The following is an 18,085-nucleotide window of genomic DNA, read 5'->3' as shown; positions in this document are numbered from 1 at the left end:
TTTGAGCGAACAGCCCACGACCAGCCCGGCCTATCCGCAATATCAACTGACCCGGGTCCTCCGCGACATCTTCACGCACTTGAGCCTCCTCCTGACGCTCGAACGGTCGATGCTCGGTATCATCGCCTCATACGCCGTCGCGATCGGATTCTTCCTTCTCTGCGTCCCCATCGCCGTCCAGGAATTGGTCAGCACCTTCTCCTTTGCCATGGAGCCGCGGATGATCTTTACGCTGACGATCTTCGTCGCCAGCTCGCTGACCGGGGTCGCCGCCTTCCGCGTGCTCCAGGCGCGCGCGGTCGAAACGCTCCAGCAGCGGATCTATACACGCATCGCCATCGCCTTCACGCGGCTGCTTCCTCGCTTGCGTGACGACACGTTCGCGCCGCAACAGGCCCATCGATTCATGGAGGCTGACTTACTCACCCGGGCGCTGGTTGCCATGGTGGCGGATCTGTTCAACGTCGCGGTGGTCGGCACCATCGGGGTGACCATGCTGATCCTGTTTCACCCCTACTTCACCCTCTACATTCTGGTCCTGATTCTGGGCTTTGTCGGACTGCTGACACTCTTCGGCCGCGGCGGCTTCTTCATCACCCTGGAGATGTCCCGACTGCACTACCAGATTTTCGGCTGGATTCAGAACATCGCACACAACCTCCCGCACCTTCGCGCGGCAGGCGACAGCCCCTATCTGCTGGAACGCACCGATGGCCTCACCCGCCTCTATGCCCGTATTCGACAACGCCGCTCGGATACCTTGACCGGAAGGCAGTACAAGGCCGCCGCTCTCTGGCAGGTGGTCGGCCACAGCGGACTCATCATTACCGCCGGACTTCTCGTCGTCGACGGCCAATTGACCGTGGGCCAATTCGCCGCCGCCGAGGTGCTGGTGGGGAATCTGCTGGTGAACATGGACACGTTGGCACGACGCATGGTGGCCATGTTTTTCGCCTTCGTCTCCTGCCGGGAAATCGCCGCCGTGTTTTCACTACCGACAGAAGAAGAGCAGGCCAAGGAGGATGTACCGGCGATGCAATTCGGGGTATCAGGTATTCGGCTGACCTGCCGGAACCTGTCCTATACCAGTCCGGATGGAAGCACGATGTTTCAGAACGTCTCGCTGGAGGTGTCACCAGGAGAAAAGGTCGCCATCCTCTGCAGCAGCAATCCCGCCAAGACCGCTCTCGCCAAAGTGCTGGCCGGGCTTCATCCCCCGACCACAGGCTTCGTCCGGTACAACGAAATGAATCTGGTCGAAGTGAAGCGGGATGCCATCAGCCGGGTACGCGGCCTCATCCTGGACTCTCATCCGACGTTGCTGGACGGCACGCTGGAGGACAACCTCACCCTCGGGCGACCGAGCATCGAATATGACGACCTCCAATGGGCCCTGCGCTTCGTGGAGTTGGATACCGACATCGACGCGATGCCGCAGGGGTTGCACACGCCGGTCTCCGGCCTGGAGGTTACCCTGTCCATCAGCCAGATTCTCCGTATTCTCGTGGCCCGCGCGATCGTGACACGGCCGCAGGTGCTGATTTTCGACGGGACCCTACACAACATGCTGCCCGCGACACGCACCCTGCTCCTGCGTCGGCTGTGCGCCAAGGACCAGCCATGGTCGGTCGTGTTCCTGTCAAACGATCCGACCTTCTCGGCCGACGTGGAGCGACGGATTATCATCGAATAGCCGTCTGGCCCGTCTCTCGGTGCGGGAACTGTTTGACCACTCCTCCGCCCCTTCTGTAAAATGGCTCCGATGTTGACCGATAACCTGCGGCTTGAAGGACCTGTTCCCTCTCCATGACTGTAGCGACCCGCCCATGGGCCTCCGTTGTCATCCCCATCAAGGATGAGCGCGAGAATCTGGTTCCCCTGACAGAGCAACTCGTGAAAGCACTGGAGAGCCGGGAGGAATCCCGATCGGCCCCGTTCGAACTGCTGTTTATCGACGACGGCAGCACGGACGGGAGTTCCGAGATCCTTGATGGCCTGGCCGCGCAGTATCGCTGGGTCAAGGTGTTTCACTTCGACCGCAACTACGGCCAGTCGGCGGCCTTCGATGCAGGGTTCAAACAATCGACCGGAGACCTAGTCATGACGATCGACGGCGATCTGCAAAACGACCCGGCGGACATCGCCACCCTGCTCCCGCTGATCCACCGGTTCGACCTGGTCTGCGGCTGGAGGAAAGACCGGCACGACAACTTGACGCGGAAGATCTCCTCCCGGATCGCGAACAGCGTCCGTAGCGCCGTCACCGGCGACCGGGTACACGATACCGGCTGCTCGCTGAAACTGTTTCGACGGGCGGTGGTCGACAAGTTGCAACTGTTCGAGGGCATGCACCGATTCTTTCCCGCCCTGGCCTTGATGCACGGATTTACCGTCACCGAAGTGCCGGTACGCCATTACCCACGCGCGCATGGCACATCGAAATATGGTGTGGGCAACCGGCTCTTCAAGGGCCTCTACGATCTGGTAGCCGTGCGGTGGATGCAGCACCGTTGCCTGCGTTACCGTTACCGCGCGACCGGGACGCCACCAGCCCCCGTGCGCCTATGACACTCGATACCATCTGGATCATCATTGGATTCCTCGGGCAGGGGATCTTCTTCATGCGCTGGGTTGTCCAATGGATCGCCTCCGAACGCCATGCAGAGAGCCGTGTCCCGACAGCATTCTGGTACATGAGCATGATCGGCGGACTGATCACGCTAGCCTATGCGATCTATCGGCAGGACCCGGTCTTCATTGCCGGACAGAGCATCGGCAGTATTGTGTACCTACGTAACCTCATGCTCATCCACCGCCCTAACCAGGGCGCCTCCGGTACGGCCTCTCCGGCGACCAAATCGTAATGGAACCACAGATGAACGGAGAGCTCACTCCATTGTCGGCGTCTGCGCCGATTGACCGCTCCATCCAGCCGCTCGCACTCGTGCTGTTGCTGGCGATGGCCACGGTGTTGTTTTTCGTCGGACTCGGCTCCCTCGGTCTCACCGACCGGGACGAAGGACGCAACGCCGAAGCCGGCCGGGAGATGTATGAAACGGGCAACTACATCAGTCCAACCTTCAATTATGAACCGCGCTTCGCCAAGCCGGTCTTTGTCTATTGGCTGATGACCGGTTCGTACCACCTGTTCGGCGTCAACGAATTCGCGGCGCGATTCCCCTCGGCTCTCTTCGGGCTTGGGCTGATTCTGCTCCAATATCTCTTCCTGACACGGTGCCGGGGGCGGGTCGTGGGCCTCTTCGGCGCGGCAATGCTATTACTGAACCTTGAGATCATCGGTCTCAGTCGCATGGCCCTGACCGACAGCGTGTTGATCTTCTTTACCACCCTGTCGCTGTATGGCTTCTGGCTGGGCGTATCCGGAGAGGAACGTGAGCGTCACTACATGTGGCTCTTCTATGTCGGCATGGCGCTGGCAACGCTGACCAAGGGCCCGATTGGTTTCCTCATTCCCATGCTGGCGGTAGGCTTATACCTGTGGCTCACCCGCTCCTGGCCGCTGTTCCGTCGTCGCGGGTATCTCATTCCCGGCCTCATCCTCTTCGTTGCCCTGGCGCTCCCCTGGTATCTCACGATGCTGAACATTCACGGGGAGCGTTATACGAGGTCTGCACAGGGCGATACGATCGGTCGTTTTTTCGGGGCCATGGAAGGGCATGGCGGCACGCTGCTGTTCTACATTCCCGTTTTCCTGCTCGGATTTTTTCCCTGGAGCGGCCTACTCCCCTTTGCCTGGTACCACAGCTATCGGAGTTGGCGTGAGGCGAGACGGGCCGGAACCCTCCCCCCCCGCCAGCCCTCTCCTGTCGAGGCCCAGGCGTCGCCCGATGCGCTCGAATGGTTCGCCGCCGCCTGGGTCCTGGGAGGCTTCGTCTTCTTCAGCCTCTCCTCGACCCGCTTGCCGCACTATATCGGTCCCTTGTTTCCTGCTGCGGCAATTCTGGCGGCCTGCTATTGGAATCGCTGCGTCACGGATCAGGCTGCGCCGGGCCTGCGGGCCGCGATCCATACCATGACCGCCGTGGGCTCCATTCTGGCACTGGCCTTTGCCGTGCTTCCCCCGCTCTACGCCAAATTCGCCGGGAAATTGGTGGATGAGTTTCCTCTGGCTGGACAAGTGACGCTCGGGCCCGGCCCCTACACCGTCGCCTCCATTTTCCTCCTGGGCATGGGACTCGTCGCCTATTTCGGGTTGAGCGAGACGCGAAAACCGGCCGCCTTCTGGGCCGCCGGCGGATCGCTCGCCCTCGTGGTGTTGGCCGTCACGCAACTGACGTTTCCACTCATCAACCATTTTGTCATCGAGCCGCCCCAACAACTGGCCGAAGTCGCAGGGCTCAACCTTGGGCCTCAAGACCGGCTGATTCTCTACGGGCAACCACGCCCGTCACTCGTGTTTTACGCCAAACGCAAAGCCATCGTCGTCCCGAAGGGAGAAGAGGCCAACATCAAGCCCTACCTGACTCAACCGGGACGCACCATGATCCTCTTGCCGGCAGCCCTGCGCAATCGATTGCCGTTTGAGACGATGGACTACCCGGTCATGCTCGAGCGTTACGGCTACATCCTACTGGCTAGTCAATCGCTGATCCACGTGCCGGAAGAGGCCGAGAAGCCAGCGATGCGCATCCCCGGCCATTGACCGGTTAGTGCAAGGGCACAAGCCCTTTAAGCAGCTGAACCGCAACCACAGCCGCGAGCAGGCCCAGCGCATACACGCCGTCCGCGCGCCAGGATCGTCCTGCCGCCGACTCGCAGGCCGGCACACCGGTGGCGGCAATCCATTGCGCCACGCAAAGCAGCGCCGTCAATCCGATCACGACGGGTGCACCAGTGGCCACTCCCAGCCCAAACAATATGAGGGCATTCGAACCTGTTCCTCTGTCGCCTGCTGCGGCACGTCTTGCGAGTAGGCCCCATCCCGTCCGCACCAACCAGCCGCTCCCTAACAGCACCAGTCCCACCACGAGGAACACAGTGTCCATCACGGGATCGACAACACGGTGCGTGAGCACCCAGAAGAGTCCCGTCAGCAACAGAACGATCGGCGCGATACGAACCAGTGCCCGTGAGCCTGACTGCCTCCACTCGCGCAATGGTTCGTTACAGACCGAACCTACCACAAACCCCAACGCTACCCCGCCCACCACATCGCCCGGGAAATGAGATCCTCGCCAGATCCGACTGGCCCCGACCCATGTGGCCAGTGCGAACGGCACCCAACGCAGGCGAGGCAGTGCCCGCGCCAGAACAGTCACCACGGCGACCGTCGCCGACGTATGGCCGGAGGGAAATGAATCCAGACCCGACTCCAGCGAGGGCCACCAGTGCCACCCGCCCGAGTGCGTCAGACGCGGCCTGGGACGACCGATGATATGTTTGAGACTGTTCACCACAATCGCCACCATGCCGTGCGCCAGCAAGCTATCCAGCGCAATCTGCATCCATGCTTGACGCTTCAGCCAGAACCCGGCTCCCAACAGGAGCAGACTGATGGTGATGAGGGTCCCGCCATTGCCGAGCTTTTCGCCGAGATCACCGAACGACTGGAGCGCCGACAAATTGTGGGATCGGAGAAACCTGAGGATGGGAATGTCGATTTGGAACAACGCGGCGAACGACCCAAGCAGCACGAGCACCGAGAAGATCACCGCCGGAACCGACGGGCAATCCGGCGCTGGTTCAGGCTGCGCCGGAGCCGACGCAACCTGCCCGTCACCCGATCCGATCATGGAACCCAGTCGGCAAGAAACACGTTGAACTCTCCCGGCTCTTTCGCGTTTCGGTCGGATACCCAGACGAAATGCTTGCCGTCCGGCGAGAACATCGGGAAACTGTTGAACTTCCCGCCAAAGGTCACTCGTTCCAGCCCCGTCCCGTCCTCATTGATGAGATAGAGGTGAAACTCGGGTCGCCCTCCCTCGTTGCGGGTTTCCACATTCGAAGAAAAGATGACGCGATGGCCATCGGGATGGAAATAGGGAGAGAAGTTGGACGCGCCATTGTTCGTCACCTGCTGTTTGTTGGCCCCATCGGCATTCATAATGAAAATTTCGAGCCGACCCGGTTCCACGAGGTGTTGCGCGAGCAGCGCCTTATACTGATCCAGCTCTTCCTGATTGCTCGGGTGCTGGGCACGATAGACGATCCGCTTACTGTCGGGAGAAAAGAACGCTCCACCGTCGTAGCCCACCTCGTGGGTCAGCCGCCGTGGATGGGTCCCGTCGAGATCCATGGCATAGATATCCAAATCCCCATCTCGCATGGAGGTCCAGACAATGGTCTTCCCGTTGGGAGACACCGTGGCCTCCGCGTCATACCCCGGCGTGTTGGTCAACCGTTGGGGGTCTTGCCCATCGATCCGAACGGAAAACAGATCGTAGTCGTCCAAGGCCCACCGGTATGCCCCACCGTCACGCTTCGGCTTCGGCGGACAGTTCGGTCCACGCAGGTGTGTGGACGAATACAGCACCCGCCGGTCGCCGGGGAAGAAATACCCGCAGGTCGTGGTGCCGGAACCGGTGCTGACCATCCGAATCTTTTCGCTTCCGAGGTCCATCACGTACATTTGATAACAGCCGAGCGGGATGTCGGCCGGATGCATCGCCGCGGCAAACGTATCCTTCATCCAATTGTTCGTCGACTGGAAAATCAGTTTGTCGCCGCTGAACGAAAAATACGCCTCGGCATTCTGCCGACCAAACGTCAGTTGTCGGACATTCGTCAGATGTCGCTCACCCGACACGGCGGCCGGCGACGCGGGCGTGGCTTGCTTTGAAGTCTCTGCCCATGCCGAACCCGTCGCGGCGGTGGACAGCAGCAGTCCCAACACCCCTGCCATGAATCTGTTACCGTGTTTCACTGGGCACCTCTGCACTCATCATATCCTCCCAATCTCCGCGTGCTACCACGGCTCCGTCCTGAAACACCACATAACTCTGCCACCCGTAAAAAAACAAGAGCCGGGCGACACGACCCAATGCCTGTGGGGTCACCCCGTACAGCAGAGTCACCACGCTGCCCGGATGGTCCTCCCGCCGACAAGAAACCAACAGCGCCATGCCTGCCCCTTCGTAGGTCTTGCCGTCAACGAAAAAGCCGTTGTCGGTCAGTCGAAGATGATCCCGGCACTGCTGCACCACTGCGGACGCTGCCGGATTGTCTCGGGGGCCGCCCAGCACCAACCAGGATCCAGCCCGCGCAGCACTCCACTCCTCCGAGCCCGCAGTCACCACTGTCGTGCGTGACAGGGCTGGTTTTGCCGCTTCCTGGGCAACGATACGTTGCACGATGTCGGGAAACGGGCCGGGGGTTCCGGAGCCCTCCCGCGAAACGACCATGGTCCGCTGAGCGTCTGTCACATACAGATTCAGCATCGGTGCCATGTCGGCTCGAGCGATGCGCCGAAACAGGTGGACGCCGGGATCCAGCCGTACCGCCCGCGGCCGTTCCGGTACCAGGACGATGACGTCTTGCTGTGAGTCGGTGAGTTGCACCCGCGTCCGGTGGGTACGCCCTTCGCTCAGCACAAACTCCAGTTCGATCGAGACACGGTAGGGCACCCCCCGTTGAGCGAGATGCACCACCACCTCAGTTCCGCCCTGTGCCTCGGCCACGCTGCGGGACGGCTGCACACGCAAACCCGACAGCTCGATGTCCGGCACACCGGCCCGTTCAACCCACTGGGCAAAAAACCAGCGAAGATTTCGGCCGGCCACCTCCTGGAAAATCCGCTCGAGATCGTCCCAGTCTGCCACGGCACCGAGGTATCGCTCCGGGATCTGCCTCACAGCCCGCCAGAACGCCTCTTCGCCCACTTCCTGTCGAAGGGCGTGAAACACCATGGCGCATTGCTGATAGCCGATGGCATTGTCCTTTTCATCCTGCTTCTGTGCAAACTCCTTGACGGGATATCCCTCGCCTGGACGAACGTAGACGGCATATCCCAGCAGCATTAACCGCCGCTGCTCGCGCGCCTGAACCGCGTCGCCCGTCAGTTCATGATAATAGTAGTTGGACAAATAGGTCGTGAGCCCCTCCACCCAATTGCCACGACTCACCCGATTGAACACCCCATTGCCGATCCAGGAATGTACGATTTCATGCCCCAGCGCATAGGGCTGAGTATAGTGCCGCTTGATCACTCCACTTCCTAGCAGCGTAAACGACGGCATGCCCAGGCCGCTTGAAAAAAAGTTCTCGACGACTGCGAATTGCGTAAACGGATAGGGGCCGAGCAATGGAATATAGGCATCGAGATAGCGGGCCGACGCATCGAGATACTCATCTGCCAACGCCGCTTCGTCCGGAAACAGATAGGTGGCCAGAAGGATTGCCTGCCCTGATTGCGCCTTCCATGGACGGGTCTTCACCACGAATCGGTTGGCGACCACCGTCAACGCTTCACTTTTCGTGGAGACAATCCAGCGCGCGGGATCGGATTGAGCCGTTCCTTGCGTGACGGCAGACCATCCTTCCGGTACCGTAATCCTCACGTCATAGGTAGCCAACGAATCGTCCAGATCGGGGTACCACTGACTTTCGCTACTCAAGTACACCCCCTCCGGGCCAATGTGGCCGGACGTCTCACTCGGGGTGACAAAACGCAGGTGACGTGGATCACGCGGAGGATCGTCGATGACACCACGGTAGGAAAATTTCAACTGTACCCGGTTGTCATTTTCACTGTTAGCCGGCTGCGACAGGATGACGCGAGGCAGGACTGTCCCACCGGCCACATTCTCTCTTCTGAACACAACCTCTGGAGCAGACTCGCAGGGATCCTGACAACGAGTGACATCCTCTATCCGTTCCAGCACAAGAGCCGGCGCAAGGGAAAACACCAACTCCTGCCCAGAGAGCCCTCCGCGCACGGTCAGACGATCCGTCGCGATCAGTTGATGGGAGTCCGGCCGCAGTTCGAGGATGAGTTGATGGTGTTCAATCGACGGGGTCTGGGAAAGAGGATGGGCCGCTGCAAGCGCAGGAACGAGCAAGCAGACAAGTAGACTGAAGCGGAAGAGGCGATACAACCAATTCACCCTTCACCGACACCACAAGGTGGAGGGTGAAGATTAACACTCCCGGCAGACCATCACAAGCTGAACGGCCATCAAGGTCCGTTCCAAATCCAGGGGCTTATCCAGCACCTCCTGCGGCCCCAACGCCCAGGCGTCGGCCAGCAACGGATCGTTTTGATGCCCGCTCAAAATAATCGTTCTTCCGGCATAGTCCCTCGCGGCCAGCGCCCGCAGAAGTTCCACACCGTTCATCTCCGGCATGGCCAGGTCGAGTATCAGCAAGTCAGGGGCCGATTCCTCGACCAGGCGTAAGGCTTCACGGCCGTCTTTGGCCGCACGCACACGATAGCCACGCAGACTGAGGAAACGGACGAGCAGCTCACGCGCCATCACATCGTCATCAACCACGAGGATCTGTTCTTCCGGAGTGTGCTCCCTGTCCTCTCCCGCTCGCGACTCGGACGCGGATGCGTCTCGCTTAGCCTGCTGTGCCGCACGGTGCACGGCCCCGATGAGCACGTCCAGCGACAACCCCTTCCGAAAAAAATCTGTGACGCGCAATTTCCGAGCATGATTTTCTAACTCCTCGGTTGCGCCGCCTCCCAACATAATCACCCCCGCCCGGGGATCGAGCGTTCGAATCTCCTTGAGCACAGCCAGCCCGTCCATCTCCGGCATACGGAGATCCAGCAGTGTCACGACGGGTCGGAGCTGCCGAAACAATACCACGCCTTCCCGACCGCCTGTGGCCGTGCTGACCTGATACCCATGACGCGCCAATGCCACCTGCAACAGGTCGCAGTGCAACCGATCATCATCAATCACCAACAGCGTACTCATAAGCTGCTCCCGATGCGGTGCAATGCCCGGCACTGCCGAAGCTCCTCCTCGCGGGAGCCCGGCAGAAATAGCCTAGCATGGGCCACACCGGATGAGAAGAAATTGCACGAAAGCGTTTGAGCAGACGGGACCGCCGTCGGCCAGGGATGGACGGTTAGAATAATGCGTCGACAAACGCCTTGGCGTCAAAGTCCTGTAAATCTTCGACTGATTCTCCGACTCCGATCAGGCGAACCGGAATCTTGAACGTATCGGCGATGGCCACCACGATCCCGCCCCGCGCCGTTCCGTCTAGTTTGGTCAGAGCGATACCTGTCACGCCGACCGCGTCGTGAAATTGCCGTGCTTGGGCGATGGCATTCTGACCGACCGTGGCATCGAGGACAAGCAGGACTTCATGGGGAGCGCCGGGACACTCTTGCGCGACCACACGTTTGATCTTTCGCAGCTCGTCCATCAGATTGGTCTTGGTGTGCAGCCGGCCGGCGGTATCGATGAGTACCACGTCGACCCCACGCGCCTTGGCGGCCGTGATTCCGTCGTAGGCAACCGCCGCCGGATCGGCACCGGGTCGATGGCGAATGACCTCCACGTTGATGCGGTCCGCCCACACCTGGAGCTGATCGATCGCCGCCGCACGAAACGTGTCCCCGGCAACAAGAAGCGGGGTCTTGCCCTGTTGACAAAATCGCTGGGTCAGCTTGGCCACGGTGGTCGTCTTCCCGACACCGTTGACCCCCACGGCAAGGATCACAAATGGGCGCGGCCCCTGACTCACAAGTTGTTCCATCGAAGCGGATTGCGTCGGAAGCAAGATATCCAGCACGGACTTGCGCAGCAGCTCGCGAACCTTCTCGGAGTCGGAAAAATTCCCCCCGCGCATCTGCGCGCGCAGCTGTTCCATCACGCGATCCACAACCGGCATGCCCAGATCCGCGCTGATTAGGGCCACCTCCAGCTCGTCCAGGAGCGCCGGATCCGCTGCGCGTCCGAGCAGTCGGTCGAGGTGCCCCGTGACCGCATCACGCGTTTTGGCCAGCCCCTCGCTCAGTTTCTGAAACCAACCCACGCTCACCTCGTACGTCTGTCTGCCCAGGAGCTACACGCACTAGCCGTCAGGGGGGTCATCATACCCGATCTCAATCGCCGGACACCAATAGTCTGGGGATTCGGCCGACGGCACGGAGCACAGCCCGTTCACGCCGAGTCATTCTTCTCGCTTCCCGCTCACTCCGCTCATGGTCGTAGCCGCACAGATGCAGAATGCCGTGAATCAACAGCACCACCAGTTCATAGTCGACCCCTCGTTGATGTCGACGGGACTGCCGAATAGCCTGGGGCAATGAAATGACCACGTCTCCGAGCAGCGCAGAAGGCGGCCCTGGACCTTCCCTGGTCGCGAACGCAAGGACGTCGGTTGTTTTGTCGCGCTGGCGAAACAGTCGATTCAGGCGACGCATCCGCACGTCTCCCACTATTTCCAGGCTCAGCAACGCGTCAGATTCACCGATGGACTGAAGGATATGACCGGCGAGTTTCGTGAGCTGTTCGAGGCGGAGACGCCGCCGCCGAAGCCGCATGCCGACGACGACCGGCATTAATGCGATTGGCCCCAGGAGCCTGACTGGGAGGGAGTGGACCGAGAAGCCTTGGAGTCCTGTTGCTGCCTTTTGGGTGGCTCACTCTTTCGCGAGGGAGAAAAGTGTGGCGGCGTGGCGGAATGACGATCGTACGCCTTGATGATTTCTTGCACGAGACGATGTCGAACGACATCTCGCTCATCGAAGTGGACAAATTCAATCCCCGCAATGCCCTGGAGAATTCCCCGTACTTCGATCAACCCGGAGACCCGGTCCGAGGGCAAATCAATCTGCGTGATATCACCCGTGACGACGGCTTTCGAGTGAAAACCCAAACGCGTAAGGAACATCTTCATTTGTTCGGCGGTGGCGTTCTGCGCCTCATCCAAAATCACAAACGAGTCGTTGAGCGTACGTCCGCGCATGAACGCAAGCGGAGCGATTTCGATATCTCCCCGATCGATCAACCGGTTGGCCCGCTCCATATCCATCATATCGAATAGCGCATCATAAAGAGGACGAAGGTATGGGTTGACCTTGGCATACATATCACCCGGCAAATACCCCAGCTTCTCCCCTGCCTCCACGGCCGGCCTGGCGAGAATGATGCGACTGACGTCCTTTTTCATCAGTGCGCTCACTGCCATCGCCATCGCCAAATACGTCTTGCCGGTTCCGGCCGGACCGATGCCGATCACGATGTCGTGCTTTTCGATGGCCTCGAGGTAGTGCTTCTGCGTTGGAGTCTTCGGAACAATGAAGCGCTTTCTGGTGACGATAGGAGAGGCGCTGAAGAGCAGCTCTTTGAGCGAGGCGTCCTGGTTGTGGCGGAGTGCGGTTAGGGCATGACTAATATCATCGGACCTGAGTTCATAGCCCTCATTGGTGAGCGCGGCAAGTTCGTTCAGGACTCGTTCGGCCTGCTTCACAGTCTCAGGCATTCCTTCGACCGTGACTTCTTCCCCCCGCGCCGAACATCGCACGCCGTATTCCTCCTCAATCAACTTGAGGTGGCGATCGTGATGTCCAAAGAGGACCGCGGTGTTCGTGCCTTCCCGTAGTTTGATCTTGCGCACGCCGGTGTCGAGAACTCCTTTCGCCGAGGCGATAGAGAGATTCTAACAAACAGCGAAAGTCCGGAACAAGATCGGAAGAAGCATGTGAGGGCAGGAGGGATCTCCGCCGCCCGCAGACCATTAGCCTTGAGGCAACGGTCGCGCCAACGACTGGGCCGTCGAGGGAATAGACAGTTCGAATTCTTGCCAGGCCGCCCCTCCCTGTCCGTCCTCTGCCATAACCTTCACACGATGGGTGCCCGCCACACCAGATAAAAGTTTCCAGGTCACTTGTCCCGTCGCCGCATCGATCGTCATTCCCGGAGGCCCTGTCTCCAACACATAGGTGACGCTATCTCCGTCAACATCCTTTGCTTGCACGAGATACTCGTACAACTCTCGATTCGTCAACGGAACCGGATCCGACACAATCAGCGGCGGCGAGTTCCCCAATGCGCTGGGGACTGAACGGACCGGAGCGGCGGCCGCATCCTGATCCCGCGCAATCACCTCGACCACAATGACATCTTTCCTGCCAAATCCTGTGGTGTCGAGCACACTCTCCTCGCCTTCCTGGATCTGTTTGTCATTCCTCCACCAGCGATACGTGTAGTGGATCTCATCCCGATCAGGGTCGACGGCGTCTACCTTGGCCTGCACCCGATTGCCGTTTCCCGGAGACTCCGTCTCCACCACCACATGGGCAATCAACGGCGGGGTATTCACCACAGTCATCGGCTGTGTGCGATAGGGTGCGCTTTCCGACTGACCATCTGTGGCAATCACCTCAAGAGCAACCCGATCCCCTCGCTTGACGTGACTCGGAGCCAATTCCAAGCCAGTCGCACCTAGCACAGGTACCTCATTAACGATCCATTGAAATCGCGTCGTCGGTTCCGTCCCGTCCGGATCATCCGCCACGACGTGCGCCGTAATGGGTGCCGCGAGCAAAAGAGGATCCGGAACGATCGTCACGAGACGAATCGTGGGAGGGTGATTACTCTTCACCCCACCCCCGGCAGCCGGTCCGTCCTGGGGGGAGGAAGAACAACCCCAGTATGCAGCAGCCGCCAAAGCCATCAGCGGCACCCGAAGGGCCGGGAGAAGGGTTCGCCAGACGGTCTTCACTGGTTCGTCCATGAGAAAAATCTACTCCGCGGGTCAATCGCGACAGGAACACTAATATTTGACCCTAAGGTCCCACCAGCAGTCGTACAGGTCGCACAATCTCCGAAATTTCCCTGACTCATATTGATCAAAAGCCCGAATGGGCTTCCGCCATCCCGGCCGGACCCCATGTGAACCACGACACCGAAGGCCAACCCTTCGCCGAGCGATCCAAATTTGTTGACGGTCTGATTTGCCCCTGCTCCAGTCGTACCCAAAATCGGCTCCTGATAGGCGCTCCCTGTTTTGTAGAATAACGCCCAGAGCCGGCTGGTTCCGGACGAGACGCAGATGTCGTTGGTCGGAATAAAGGTAGGGAAAAACACCACGCCGCCAAAGACCGTCGGACTACTTACTGCCCGCTCTCCAATGCCATACGGAACCGGCTTCGTCGGCGGGTTGGCAGGCTCAACAAGCTTGGTCACCCACCCATCCTTGCTTTGAACAAGACCGATCAAGCCTGCGAAGGTTGTCGCACCGGTCACACCAGATACCTGATTGGTGCCACTTGCCAACCCGCAATCGCCGACACCCACCACACATACCGTGGCATTTGACACATCCACCAAATCATTATCCATACAGCTCAACGCGCCGGCGGACTGATTGCATCCGGTATTGAGCACAGAATCTTTCATCCCTACGAAATACTGAGTAGAGAGATCTGTCTTGTCAGACTTGCTGTAGTAACGTCCGCTGCCGACAAACACCCAGACATTCGCGGCATCATCCACCGTGACGGAAGGGGCACTCGCAACGGGCCCCATCTCCGCTCCAGAGGTGAACGTATCCAACATTTCCGTCGGCACACGCGCACTGCCCGAGGCAATCCCCCACTGCGACGGATTCGTGACTGTGCCGAACTTCGATGTCGCCCCCCCTGCGCCCATCGTCAGCCTATAAATCTTCCCTCTCCATGGAAGCGCGCCATCATGAATGACACGACCGAAATAAACGACATCGTGGCGGTAATCGAGATCCCGATCCAGCGCCGTGATATCACCAATATAGGAATCCCACGACCCCACCGAATACGATGTCACCAGAGCGTTACTGCTCCCCGGCCCCGTTGCCAGGTCTACCGCAAAGACTTTCGCACTCTGTGTCACGCTGGCGTCGTACCCGGTCGGCCCGGACCCCACCACCATGTACCATTTCGCGTTGGTATTGCTGGCTTTCGCATCAGCAGCCGGATTCACGCGAACCACCGCCGGTACGCTGGTCGACAAACCCAGATTCGAACTGCTGAATGACCACAGCAGTTTTGGGCTGTCGGGATTCGTGACATCCATCGCAAAATAGGCGCTGTAGAACGTGTAATCCGTCCCGCTGATATTGACCGTCATCGGAGGCGCACCGGTCCCCGCCGTGCACGCGCCACAACTTCCCCCCATCCTAAATCCGCCGATCAGAATTGTGCCCCAACCGTTGGGGTGGTCCGTATCCGCGGTAAAGATCCGCACATCGGCCACCTTCAGGGGCAAATCTACATAGTAAACATGTTGATAGTCGGCCCGGCTGAGGAACTCGAGCTGCGGGAGGAGTTCATAGGGCACAAACCCCCACAACTCGTCACCGAGCGCCGCGCCACTGGAGTTGTCGGCTGGGGCCGTCGTAAACCAGCCGTGCTCGATCGTATTGGCAGGGGCAGACGCGCTCGCGTCATCACCCGGATGGTAATACCCGGCGTTGAACGCATGCAGCATACCGTCGTTGCCACCGACGTAGGCTACCTGTCTACGGTTGTACCACTTCTGAAGAAACGCGGTATAACTCTGATCCCCATAGATCGCATCGTGCCGGTCTCGAGGCCCCGCCACCACCGTGGGTGTTGAGTGGATCACATCTCCCAGCTTCCACACCTTTAAGCTTCCGCTTCCGGCGGGCACCTGCAGGCGCCGATCTCGGGTCGTCGCCTGCTCAGTGCACGTGGCCACATCGCAGCCGCGCACGAAGTTGATAATCTTCGTCCCTTCCGTGCTCGATGCGGCACGAAGGTATGGGCGAAGAGTCGGCTCATTCGCCGTTGAGAACGCGATCTGCTCACCGGAGTCAACCACTCCGTCATGATCGGCATCGACCCAGGTAAGAATGTTCCGAGTGGACGCATCCTTCAATGCCAACTGCTTCCCGGCTTCCCAGATCGGCAGGATATCGCTCAGCGCTTGCCCGCATGGGTTGCAATCTGCCAGCGTCACGGCGCCGTCGCTATTCTGATCATTCGGCAACCCATCGCCGTCGGTATCGACAAATTTATCGACCCTCACCGAGTTGGAGAGTGAATCAAAACGAGTTTTGATGATCTTGTCGACCTTGTAGTCAAGGCGACCATCTTGATTCGTGTCCTCCCGGGTATTGCCGAAGGTATCGACAAACAACGCCTGTGTATAACCGGTCCATTTCACATCGCTCAACGTCGAAGGCTCAATCGTGCTGGGATAGAAGTACGACTGATAGAGCGCTCCTTCGCCGGTCGACGCGGTGGCCAACACCGATACGGATGAGCCGGAGGCGCTTCGTCGGAGAATGCTCGCGATTGTGGCAAGCAGCTTGTCCTGAAGGTCGTCAACGTTAGAGGATTCGAAATAGGCGTCAGGGATCCCGTCGGGAGTCGCCGCGCCTGTGAGATTGTTCTCTTTATCCCACTCATTGGTTTGTGGAACGCCATCGTTGTTGGAATCCTCAAAGCCTCCCAACCGAGCGGCTTGAGCCAAGATGCCCCGACCATTGATGTTGCCGAACGCAAAGAACGAGTACACCGTCAAACTCTGAGTTCCTGCGATGCAATGTCCGGTCACCGATAAACCGGCGATGGTACCGTCACTGGTACCGCTGCAAGGCCGCAGATCGGTCGTATGAGCCCAATAGGCGACATCGTCCAAGTAGTGGCTTCCGCTATCGGCATAGTCGGTTTTGTGCTCCGCAAGTAAATCACTATAGGGGGTCGCGGCGTTCGTGTTACAGGTTCCATTGATGGGACGTGGAGGCGCGGCGTTATCGCTCCCGTTGCAATGCTGCCCATGATGGGCATGCGCATAGTCTTGCAGAGCCGTCGGGATATTCTGATCTTGCGTCGGTTCGCCGTCGGTGAAGACGATCACAAACGTCCGGCAGCAGGCCACCACCTGAGAACTGGCAGACCAAGGCGGAGTATGGTTTTGCCCAAAGAAATACGGGTCACGGCCACAGGCATTCGTGATATAACCGGCGGGGCACGTTTCAGATCCGACCAATGCCGTGATTTCACTTGTGCCGATGGAGCCAGCTCCGCTCGTGGCAAAATTGACCCCGTTGGAAATACCACCGGAAAACGCGATCGGATACACATAGCCCGTCGTAAACGTGGATTGGATCTGCGCAACATAGCGCGCGGTTTCATACAGAGCCTCACTGAGCGGGGTCCACGTGGAAGGGTAGGACTCCTGCACGGCATCAACCATGGCCGCCGTGTTGGTCGTGAACGTCTCCACGTCGCCGTCGGCCCAGTCGATTGATTGGCGAGAACCGGCCCCTACCAGCATGCGCGCGCCTTCGCTGCTGGACTTGAACTCAACCAATCCAAACCGCGCCTTGCTTCCGATCTGCTGAATGACCCCGGTCGGCTCGGTCGTGTACCCAATCTTCAGATGATATTTTCGAACACTGTAGGAGTCCCCGCAGTTGCTATTGAAGCTCGTATCGTTCTCAACACAAAAATAGGCATCAGATACATGGATAGAAATCGTGGCCGGGCTACCGGTTCGATCGGCCAATGGAATACGGCCGACATAGGTATTGGCGCCTGTGCCACCGCCATAGTTCACGTCTGCACGTTCGTTGCTGAGGCCGCTGGCCTGCGCGCGAACGGTCTTGAGTGCCGGCGTTCCGCTGGTCGGACAGGTTCCATCGGTCGCTCTCGTGCTGGCGCAATCCCCGCCGATCATCGCTCGCTTCACCGCATCGAACCGGCGCAGGGTGGCCCAGTTGAGGAAATTGCCGTCCCATTCCGTGTCCGGACAAGCCGTCGCCAATGCCGTTTTTCCGGTTCCGCTCTCGAATCGAGTATCGGTCGTGTTGTAGGTGTAGCACCGCAGCGAATCAAAGTACCCGGAGTATCGTGTGCTATTGGTCCATGTGGTGGTCGTGGACGTGCTTCCGTCCGCCAGCGTTCCGCATGACGATGACTCACACGCCCGGTTGCTCATACTGCCCGAGTTGTCCATGACCACAATGATGTTCGGCGTCGTCGCGCTTGAGACAAAGGGTGGTACGGCAGTGTAATCGGCATTGGAGACGACGGCGGCCACATTGCCGGAGCCAAACAGACCGGAACTGACACTACCGGCAAGCACCATCAGCGAAACCAGAGTTCGGCGATTCATGCGTTCTTCCTCCTCATCTCAAACAGGACAACAGCCGTCGC

General features: G+C 59.4%; 13 protein-coding genes. 4 read left to right on the top strand and 9 right to left on the bottom strand.

Annotated features, from left to right (window positions below; genetic code table 11):
* Position 1 precedes the first annotated feature (1 nt).
* The 4 genes from KJA79_RS07035 (at position 2) to KJA79_RS07020 (ending at position 4,663) form a co-directional block, all read left to right on the top strand.
* Positions 2-1,693, top strand: coding sequence for an ATP-binding cassette domain-containing protein (locus KJA79_RS07035; RefSeq protein ID WP_213041266.1), 1,692 nt, complete (start codon positions 2-4; stop codon positions 1,691-1,693).
* Between the two features lie 113 nt (positions 1,694-1,806).
* The gene (locus KJA79_RS07030; protein ID WP_213041265.1) at positions 1,807-2,568 is read left to right on the top strand and encodes a glycosyltransferase family 2 protein; all 762 of its coding nucleotides are present in this window, start codon (positions 1,807-1,809) and stop codon (positions 2,566-2,568) included.
* Positions 2,565-2,864, top strand: coding sequence for a lipid-A-disaccharide synthase N-terminal domain-containing protein (locus KJA79_RS07025; protein WP_213041264.1), 300 nt, complete (start codon positions 2,565-2,567; stop codon positions 2,862-2,864). Before KJA79_RS07030 ends, KJA79_RS07025 begins: the two co-directional genes overlap by 4 nt.
* 11 nt (positions 2,865-2,875) lie before the next feature.
* The gene (locus KJA79_RS07020; protein WP_213041263.1) at positions 2,876-4,663 is read left to right on the top strand and encodes an ArnT family glycosyltransferase; all 1,788 of its coding nucleotides are present in this window, start codon (positions 2,876-2,878) and stop codon (positions 4,661-4,663) included.
* Positions 4,664-4,667: 4 nt separating this feature from the next.
* Here KJA79_RS07020 and KJA79_RS07015 read toward each other — a convergent pair whose 3' ends face one another.
* The 9 genes from KJA79_RS07015 to KJA79_RS06975 form a co-directional block, all read right to left on the bottom strand.
* Positions 4,668-5,753, bottom strand: a complete 1,086-nt coding sequence (locus KJA79_RS07015) for a phosphatase PAP2 family protein (RefSeq protein ID WP_213041262.1) — start codon at positions 5,751-5,753, stop codon at positions 4,668-4,670.
* On the bottom strand, positions 5,750-6,862 hold the full coding sequence (locus KJA79_RS07010) for a TolB family protein (RefSeq protein ID WP_213041261.1): 1,113 nt from the start codon (positions 6,860-6,862) through the stop codon (positions 5,750-5,752). The genes KJA79_RS07015 and KJA79_RS07010 overlap by 4 nt, the downstream gene beginning before the upstream one ends.
* Before the next feature lie 7 nt (positions 6,863-6,869).
* Complete coding sequence (locus KJA79_RS07005; RefSeq protein ID WP_213041260.1) at positions 6,870-9,062, bottom strand: M1 family metallopeptidase; 2,193 nt, start codon at positions 9,060-9,062, stop codon at positions 6,870-6,872.
* A gap of 33 nt (positions 9,063-9,095) precedes the next feature.
* Positions 9,096-9,881, bottom strand: coding sequence for a response regulator (locus KJA79_RS07000; protein ID WP_213041259.1), 786 nt, complete (start codon positions 9,879-9,881; stop codon positions 9,096-9,098).
* A 154-nt stretch (positions 9,882-10,035) separates the two neighbouring features.
* Positions 10,036-10,950, bottom strand: coding sequence for a signal recognition particle-docking protein FtsY (gene ftsY / locus KJA79_RS06995; RefSeq protein ID WP_213041258.1), 915 nt, complete (start codon positions 10,948-10,950; stop codon positions 10,036-10,038).
* Positions 10,951-11,020: 70 nt separating this feature from the next.
* The gene (ybeY, locus tag KJA79_RS06990) at positions 11,021-11,479 is read right to left on the bottom strand and encodes an rRNA maturation RNase YbeY (protein ID WP_213041257.1); all 459 of its coding nucleotides are present in this window, start codon (positions 11,477-11,479) and stop codon (positions 11,021-11,023) included.
* A complete protein-coding gene (locus KJA79_RS06985; RefSeq protein ID WP_246507466.1) occupies positions 11,479-12,537 on the bottom strand; it encodes a PhoH family protein in 1,059 nt (352 codons plus the stop codon). The genes ybeY and KJA79_RS06985 overlap by 1 nt, the downstream gene beginning before the upstream one ends.
* 120 nt (positions 12,538-12,657) lie before the next feature.
* Positions 12,658-13,656: an Ig domain-containing protein gene (locus tag KJA79_RS06980; protein WP_213041256.1), complete on the bottom strand. Its 999-nt coding sequence runs from the start codon at positions 13,654-13,656 to the stop codon at positions 12,658-12,660.
* On the bottom strand, positions 13,641-18,044 hold the full coding sequence (locus tag KJA79_RS06975) for a pilus assembly protein (protein ID WP_213041255.1): 4,404 nt from the start codon (positions 18,042-18,044) through the stop codon (positions 13,641-13,643). The genes KJA79_RS06980 and KJA79_RS06975 overlap by 16 nt, the downstream gene beginning before the upstream one ends.
* Between the last annotated feature and the right edge of the window lie 41 nt (positions 18,045-18,085).

Source organism: Nitrospira defluvii (assembly GCF_905220995.1).
GTDB lineage: Bacteria > Nitrospirota > Nitrospiria > Nitrospirales > Nitrospiraceae > Nitrospira_A > Nitrospira_A defluvii_C.
The sequence above is the reverse complement of the archived record's forward strand: the minus strand, read 5'-3'. Positions and strand labels throughout refer to the sequence as shown.